This window comes from Algibacter pacificus (assembly GCF_008033385.1).
GTDB classification, from domain to species: domain Bacteria; phylum Bacteroidota; class Bacteroidia; order Flavobacteriales; family Flavobacteriaceae; genus Algibacter; species Algibacter pacificus.
The window spans coordinates 183,330-191,705 of record NZ_VOGY01000008.1; the positions used below are offsets into that span (position 1 = coordinate 183,330).

Consider the following 8,376-nt stretch of genomic DNA (forward strand, 5'->3'; position numbering starts at 1 on the left):
TTAAATATTAATATTAATTATTAGTATTATCTTTCTCTTGACCTGAGACTTTTACATTATTAGGCCCATTAAGAATATAGAAATAAGAACGTCTATTTAATTGATGTTCTTCTTCTGAACATTGACTTGCATGTGCATCATCACAATGGTTTAATAATTGACTCTCACCATAACCTATGGCACTTTGAATACGGTTTTTGGCTATACCACGTGAATAAATATAATCGCGTGTAGATTTTGCTCTACGATCTGATAAGCTTCTGTTATAAGCGTGGCTTCCTCTACAATCGGTATGCGATTCAATTTTAATAATCATTTCTGGATTATTTTCCATTACCGTAACAATATCTTCAAGTTCGTACTGTGCATCTGGTCTAATATATGATTTGTCAAAATCAAAATAAATAGGTCTGATTACAATTTGATCTCCTATAATTAATGGTTTTAATTGTAAATCTAAGTTTCTTGTTTTACCGTTCTCTTTTAATAATTCAATTTTACCCACAGCACCTTCATAATCGGCTTTATCAGCTCGAATTACAAACTTACTACTACAAGGTTTTTCCAAAAACTCATACGATCCATCATCTTTGGTCTTTGCAACTTCTATCACTTGCCCCTCTTCATCCATTAATTGAACCGTAGCATTTTCTATTGGTAAGTTTGTTTTTATATCGGTAACAATTCCTGCTATATTTTCTAAACAAAGTGTACTCCCTAGATTAAAGGTATAAACATCATCATCTCCCTTACCACCAGATCTATTAGACGAAAAATAACCAGAGTTTTCACCATTTAGAACAAATGCAAAATCGTCCATAACACTATTTATAGTACTTCCTAGGTTATAAACACTATTGACTGTTAAGTTTGATAAATCGACCTTATAAATATCTAAAAGTCCTAAACCTGGACGCCCATTAGATGAAAAATACAATATATTATCATTACTAATATATGGGAACATTTCCATTCCTTCTGTATTAACAACCTCTCCTAAATTTTCAGGGATTCCATATTTATCGTTCCCTTTAATTGCTACTTTAAATATGTCTGTTCCTCCAAGCGATCCAGGCATATCCGAGGCAAAATATAGCGTTTTCTCATCAGAACTTAATGTTGGGTGTCCAACAGAATACTCTTCACTATTAAAAGGTAACTCGATAACATTTTTCCATTTACCATTATCCCACACTGCTTTATATAATTTTAAATGGGTAGTATTATCTTTAGATTTTCCTAAAAATTTCTTTTTAAAATTATCTCTAGTAAAATACATCGTTTTACCGTCTTTAGTAATTGCTAAGGTTGCTTCGTGATATTCGCTATTAACATCACCTTTAAAGAGTTCTAACTCTCCAACTTGATTTTCATCCCCAATAGCACCACTGTAAGCATTTAAAAACGGTTGCTGATTCCATTTATAAATCTTACTTCCCTCGCCTGGTCTGGTAGAAAACACTGCCAACCTATTTTTATGAACGAAACCATTAAAATCAGAATACTTTGTATTTATACCTAAGTTTCTAATATTTTTATATATTGTATAGTCGGTTTCGTGAACGTTTAAATCATCCTGTAGATACTTAGAACGCACTTCATCTTTAGTTACCGATTTATATTTATCAAACCATGTATCAGATAATTCTTTCTCTCCAGAAGATTTTAATGTTTGAGCGTATTTAAAATAATACTCACTATCTACACTACTTTCATATTTCTTTAATAAAATAGCATACCACACTTTTGCTTGATCGATATCTGCATTATTATAATACGAATCCGCCAAGCGTTCTAAGGTATTTTGGGTGGAGTCTCCACGCTTAACAATTGCACTATACAATCTTGCCGATTTTATATAACTATATTCTTTAAAATATCGATCGGCTACAGATTTGTTTTGTCCAAATAAACTTGTTCCTGCAAAACACAGTACTATGAGTAATAATAATTTGTTTTTGACCATAATATTTATTTTTAGAAGAATCTTGGAGATTTTATACGTCCTGGGTTAACAAGATCAAAACGCAACATAATTTCGTGAGAACCACTAGTTACAGCATTTAAACCACTAGTTGTATAATCATAGGCATAACCAATAAACAGTCCTTCATTTACTTGAAAACCAGCCAAAGCACCAACAGAATCTCCCCAACGATATCCTACACCTAGTGTTAACGTGTTATTAAATAAAAAGTTAGCAGAACCATCTACTGATAGTGGTGAACCGGAAACAGCTTTAGCTAAAACAGCAGGTTTAAATTGTATATTTCTATTTATATCAAATACATAACCACCTATTAAATATACATGTAACCGTTCTTTCGCAACTGCTTGCTCAAACCTATCATAATGTTTTGTTGTAAGCAAATTTGGGACTGATAATCCAACATACCATCTAGAATCAAAATCATAATAAACCCCTAAGCCAACTGTGGGTAAAAACTTAGAATTAATATTTTCTAAATTGGGATCATTTTGTTGACTGGCTGTACCTTTAGAGAAATCGACATCTAAGAAACGTAATCCTGCTTTTAATCCAAAATAAAGATTAGAGTGTAATGTAGTAGGAATAGAATATGAAAAATTTCCATCTAAATACACTTCTTGAGAAGGCCCTAATTTATCATTAACAATATTAAACCCTAACCCCACTTTATCTGTAACAGGTGATTCTATCCCTAAAGTCTGCGTTTGTGGCGCCCCTGTTATACCGACCCATTGTGAGCGGTGTAAACCAGTAACACTAAATATACCTCTAGAACCTGCATACCCTGGATTTACAGACATGGTGTTATACATGTACTGTGTATATTGAGGATCTTGCTGAGCTTGTCCTTCTTTACTAAATGTAAAGAAGAACATTAGCAAGGCACAAAGCTTTATTATATTGATTTGTGTTTTCATTTCTTTTCTATTTACTTTTTAATTAGTGCTTAATTAACGTACAACCATCCCGATAGAGGTTTATCTCCATTACCTAATTTTAATACATAATAGTAGGTTCCTACAGGTACTTTTTCACCTTTTTTAATAGTTACTCTTCCATTAGAAATACCGTCCCAAGTATTTAAGTAACCTTTAGCAGAATACACCTTATTACCCCATCGGTTATAAATTTCTATTGTATTATCAGGGAAATGTTCTATACAATCGATTGTTAAATAATCATTTATTCCATCCACTTCGTGCGGTGTGAAAATATTATTAACAACAACACATGATGAAGGTCGCTCTATTGGTGTTACATCTACGTCGTCCATATCATCCTCATCTAATATCCCATTACCAACAGTTGAATCTGGATCTGATTGATCTGCAGCCATAATTTCTGCTATATTGTTATAATCTGAACATGTATCTAAAACAGTTGCTGTGATTGTTAAAGTTTGAGAATCTCCCAATGCAAGGTTATCTAAACCAATCCACATTCCAGTTTCAGGAGTATATACACCCGATGTTACTGAGTGACTAACATACTCATATCCACAAGGTAATAAATCTAAAACTTCAACACCTGTAGCTGTTTTAGGACCGTAATTAGTTACCTCAATATCAAAGGTGATATCATCACCAAATATAGGACTGTAATTATCATCTGAAACCACTTTAGTTAATTCTAAATCTGCTAACGTTTCGTTAACCGTTAAGATTACTGTAGCTTGATCACAAGCTTGAGGGGTTCCTGCATCGCAAACTTCATATATGAAACTATCTGTTCCTGTAAAGTTAGGGTTTGGTGTGAATGTAAATGTACCATCTGGGTTTAAAACTAAAGCACCATTATCTGGTTGGTCTACCACACTCACTGCTTGCATATCACCTTCTGGATCTGTATCGTTATCTAAAACATTTCCAGCAATAGGTTCATTTGCATCGCCATTATAAGCATCATCATTGGCATAAGTATCATTATCTAGAGCATCGAATGGCTCAACGGTAATTGTTACGGTAGCTTGATCACATGCTTGTGGATCTCCATCATCACATACCTCGTAAGTAAAAGTATCTTCCCCTTCAAATCCTCCAAATGGTGTATAAGTAAATGTTCCGTCAGGATTAATTACTAACGTACCATTGGTTGGATCTGTTACTGGTATGGTATTGATTACAAGGTTATCCCCTTCTGGATCAAAATCATTTACTACTAAGTTACCACTTACTGGAACTCCAGATTCGGTTGTAGCCGTATCATTATTAGCAATAACTTCATTGATATCTAAATTTGGATCTGCTAAGACTTCAATAGTTACCGTAGTTGTATCACAAGCTTGAGGCATCCCATCATCACATATAGTATATGTAAAGGTATCGGTTCCTGTAAAGCCTGCTGGTGGTGTGTATATATAACTACCATCATTATTTACTTGTACAACTCCTCCTTTAGCACTTGATGCATCAAACGCTGTTACTGCTTGTATATCACCTTCAGTATCTTCATCATTAGTTAACACATTACCACGAACTGCTATATCAACATACGTATTGTTAAAGTCAGGAACAGCATCAGTACCATTAAAAGGATTCACTGTTATAACTACCGTTGCTTGATCGCAAGCTTGTGGTGTTCCAGAATCACATACTTCATATATGAAACTATCATCTCCTGTAAAGCCTGGATTTGGTGTATAAGTAAATGTTCCATCTGTGTTTAATACCAACGTACCATTATTTGGTGCATCTACCGGTGTTGTATTTACCGTTTGAATATCACCTTCTGGATCATTATCATTATCTAATACGTTTCCGTTTATAGGATGATTTAAATTAACATTATAAGCATCATCATTAGCATAAGTATCGTTATCGGTAGGATCTAAAGGATCTACAGTTACTGTAACCGTTGCTTGATCACAAGCTTGCGGTGTTCCATCATCACAAACTTCATAAGTAAAAGTATCTTCACCTACAAATCCAGGATTTGGTGTATAAGTAAATGTTCCATCAGGATTAATTACCACAGTACCATTAGTTGGAACCTCCACCGGTGTTGTATTTATTATGATATTATCACCTTCTGGATCAAAATCATTTACAATTAAATTACCGTCAACAGGTGTACCTGCTTCTGTTGTTGCTGTATCATTATTAGCAATAACTTCATTGATATCTAAACTTGGATCTGCTAATACTTCAATTGTAACAATCGTTGCATCACATGCTTGTGGCACACCATTATCACATACAGTATAAGCAAATGTATCTGTTCCCGTAAAGCCCGTAGCAGGTGTATAAATATAGATTCCGTTTGAATTCATACTAACAACTCCACCTCCAGGCGTACTTACACCATCAAAAGCAGTTACTGTTTGCATATCACCTTCTACATCTTCGTCGTTAGTAAGTACATTACCCATTACGGCAAGATTCATATAAGTGTTATTGAAATCTGGAATAGCGTCTGTTCCATTAGCTGGGTTAATCGTTAAGATTACCGTAGCTTGATCACAGGCTTGAGGTGTTCCATCATCACAAACTTCATATATGAAACTATCCGTTCCTATAAAGTCTGTATTTGGTGTGAAAATAAATGTACCATCAGGGTTTAATACTAACGTACCGTTATCTGGTGTATCCACAACACTTACCGTTTGTGAATCACCTTCCGGATCTGTATCGTTATCTAATACATTTCCAGCTATTGGTCTGTTAGGGTTACCATTGTAAGCATCATCATTAGCGTAAGTATCGTTATCTGTTAAATCTAATGGATCTACGGTTATCGTTACTGTTGCTTGATCACAATCTTGTGGCGTTCCATCATCACATACTTCATAAATAAAAGTATCTTCTCCTACAAATTCAGGGTTTGGTGTGTAAGTAAACGTACCATCTGGATTGATTACTACTGTACCGTTATCTGGAACCGTTACTGGAGTTGTATTAATTACGATGTTATCACCTTCTGGATCAAAATCATTTACAATTAAATTACCGTTAACAGGTGTACCTGACTCTGTTGTAGCGGTATCATCATTTGCAATAACTTCGTTGATATCTAAATTAGGATCTTCTAATACCTCTATAGTAACAATAGTTGAATCACAAGCTTGTGGCACACCATCATCACATACGGTATAAACAAATGTATCCGTTCCTGTAAACCCTGTAGCCGGTGTGTATATATAAACACCATCTGGATTCATACTAACAACTCCTCCGCCTGGTGTGCTTACACCATCAAAAGCAGTTACTGTTTGCATATCGCCTTCAGTATCTTCATCATTTGTTAATACATTACCCGAAACGGCTAGATTAACAAATGTATTGTTGAAGTCTGGAATAGCATCGGTACTATTAGTTGGGTTAATCGTTAAGATTACCGTAGCTTGATCACAAGCTTGAGGTGTACCGTCATCACATACTTCATATACGAAACTATCTGGTCCAGTAGAGTCTTCATTTGGTGTATAGGTAAATGTACCATCTGGATTTAAAACTAAGGTACCATTATCAGGTGCATCTACAACAGTTACTGTTTGTGCGTCTCCCTCTGGATCGGTATCGTTATCTAATACGTTTCCTGTAATAGGTTCGTTTGGATCACCATTATAAGCATCATCATTTGCATAAGTATCGTTATCTGTTAGATCTAATGGATCTACTGTTATCGTTACTGTTGCTTGATCACAAGCTTGTGGTGTTCCATCATCACATACTTCATAGATGAAAGTATCTTCTCCTACAAATTCAGGATTTGGTGTGTAAGTAAACGTTCCGTCAGGATTGATTACTACAGTACCATTATCAGGAACCGTTACTGGAATTGTGTTAATTACGATGTTATCACCTTCTGGATCAAAATCATTTACAATTAAGTTTCCATCTACTGGTGTACCAGATTCTGTTGTAGCCGTATCATTATTCGCTATAACTTCGTTGATATCTAAATTTGGATCTGATAAAACTTCGATTGTTACCGTAGTTGTATCACAAGCTACAGGTGTACCATCATCACAAATAGTATATGTAAACGTATCAGTTCCTGTAAATCCAGGTGCTGGAGTGTAAGTATAACGACCGTCATTGTTCACTATTACGGCACCTCCTTCAATACTTAAAGCATCAAAAGTAGTTACGGTTTGTGTATCCCCTTCATCATCTTCATCATTAGTTAATACATTACCTCTAACCTCTGTATCAACGTAAGTATTATTAAAGTCAGGAATAGCATCTGTACTGTTTACGGGGTTTATAGTAATTATTACAGTTGCTTGATCACAAGCTTCAGGCGTACCATCATCACAAGTTTCATATACGAAACTATCAGTTCCTGTAAAGTCTAGATCTGGTGTGAATGTAAATGTACCATCTGGATTTAATACCAACGTACCATTATCTGGTGTATCTACGACACTTACTGTTTGTGCGTCTCCCTCTGGATCTGTATCATTATCTAATACATTCCCTATTATAGGTTGGTTTGGATCACCATTATAAGCATCATCATTTGCATAAGTATCATTATCAGTTAAATCTAATGGATCTACTGTTATTGTTACTGTTGCTTGATCACAATCTTGTGGCGTTCCATCATCACATACTTCGTAGATGAAAGTATCTTCTCCTACAAATTCAGGGTTTGGTGTGTAAGTAAACGTTCCGTCAGGATTGATTACTACAGTACCATTATCAGGAACCGTTACTGGAGTTGTGTTAATTGTAATGTTATCACCTTCTGGATCAAAATCATTGACAATTAAGTTTCCATCTACTGGTGTTCCAGATTCTGTTGTAGCGGTATCATCATTTGCTATAACTTCATTGATATCTAAATTAGGATCTGCTAATACTTCAATAGTTACAATAGTTGAATCACATGCTACTGGTGTACCATCATCACATACTGTATAAGCAAACGTATCTGTTCCTACAAAACCAGTATCTGGTGTATAAATATAAATTCCATTTGTATTCATACTAACAACTCCTCCCCCTGGTGTGCTTACACCGTCAAAGGCAGTGACTGTTTGCATATCACCTTGAGCATCTTCATCATTAGTCAATACATTACCAGAAACGGCTAGATTAACATACGTATTGTTAAAGTCAGGAATAGCATCTGTTGTATTCACAGGATTCACAGTAAGAATTACTGTTGCTTGATCACAAGCCATTGGGCTTCCACTATCACATACTTCATATACAAAACTATCTGGTCCTGTATAATTTGCATCTGGGGTGTAAGTAAACGTACCGTCCGGGTTGATTGTGACATCTCCATTTTCTGGTCCGCTTATCGGGGTTGTGTTTACTGTTTGTGTATCATCTTCTGGATCACTATCATTATCTAATACATTTCCTGCTATTGGATCGTTGATGTTTCCGTTATAAGCATCATCATTGGCATAAGTATCATTTAATCCATTATCAGGA

General features: G+C 35.1%; 3 protein-coding genes. All 3 read right to left on the reverse strand.

Annotated features, from left to right (window positions below):
- Positions 1–13 precede the first annotated feature (13 nt).
- Complete coding sequence (locus FQU21_RS13405) at positions 14–1,966, reverse strand: OmpA family protein (protein WP_147678515.1); 1,953 nt, start codon at positions 1,964–1,966, stop codon at positions 14–16.
- Between the two features lie 11 nt (positions 1,967–1,977).
- Positions 1,978–2,907, reverse strand: a complete 930-nt coding sequence (locus FQU21_RS13410; protein WP_147678516.1) for a PorP/SprF family type IX secretion system membrane protein — start codon at positions 2,905–2,907, stop codon at positions 1,978–1,980.
- Positions 2,908–2,936: 29 nt separating this feature from the next.
- The coding region (locus tag FQU21_RS13415; RefSeq protein ID WP_147678517.1) for an Ig-like domain-containing protein at positions 2,937–8,376 on the reverse strand (5,440 nt) is incomplete at its 5' end.

Bases quoted from the DNA above. Each gene is read 5' to 3' on its own strand.
- FQU21_RS13405 (WP_147678515.1), bottom strand. From the start codon at position 1,966: ATGGTCAAAAACAAATTATTATTACTCATAGTACTGTGTTTTGCAGGA.
- FQU21_RS13410 (WP_147678516.1), bottom strand. From the start codon at position 2,907: ATGAAAACACAAATCAATATAATAAAGCTTTGTGCCTTGCTAATGTTC.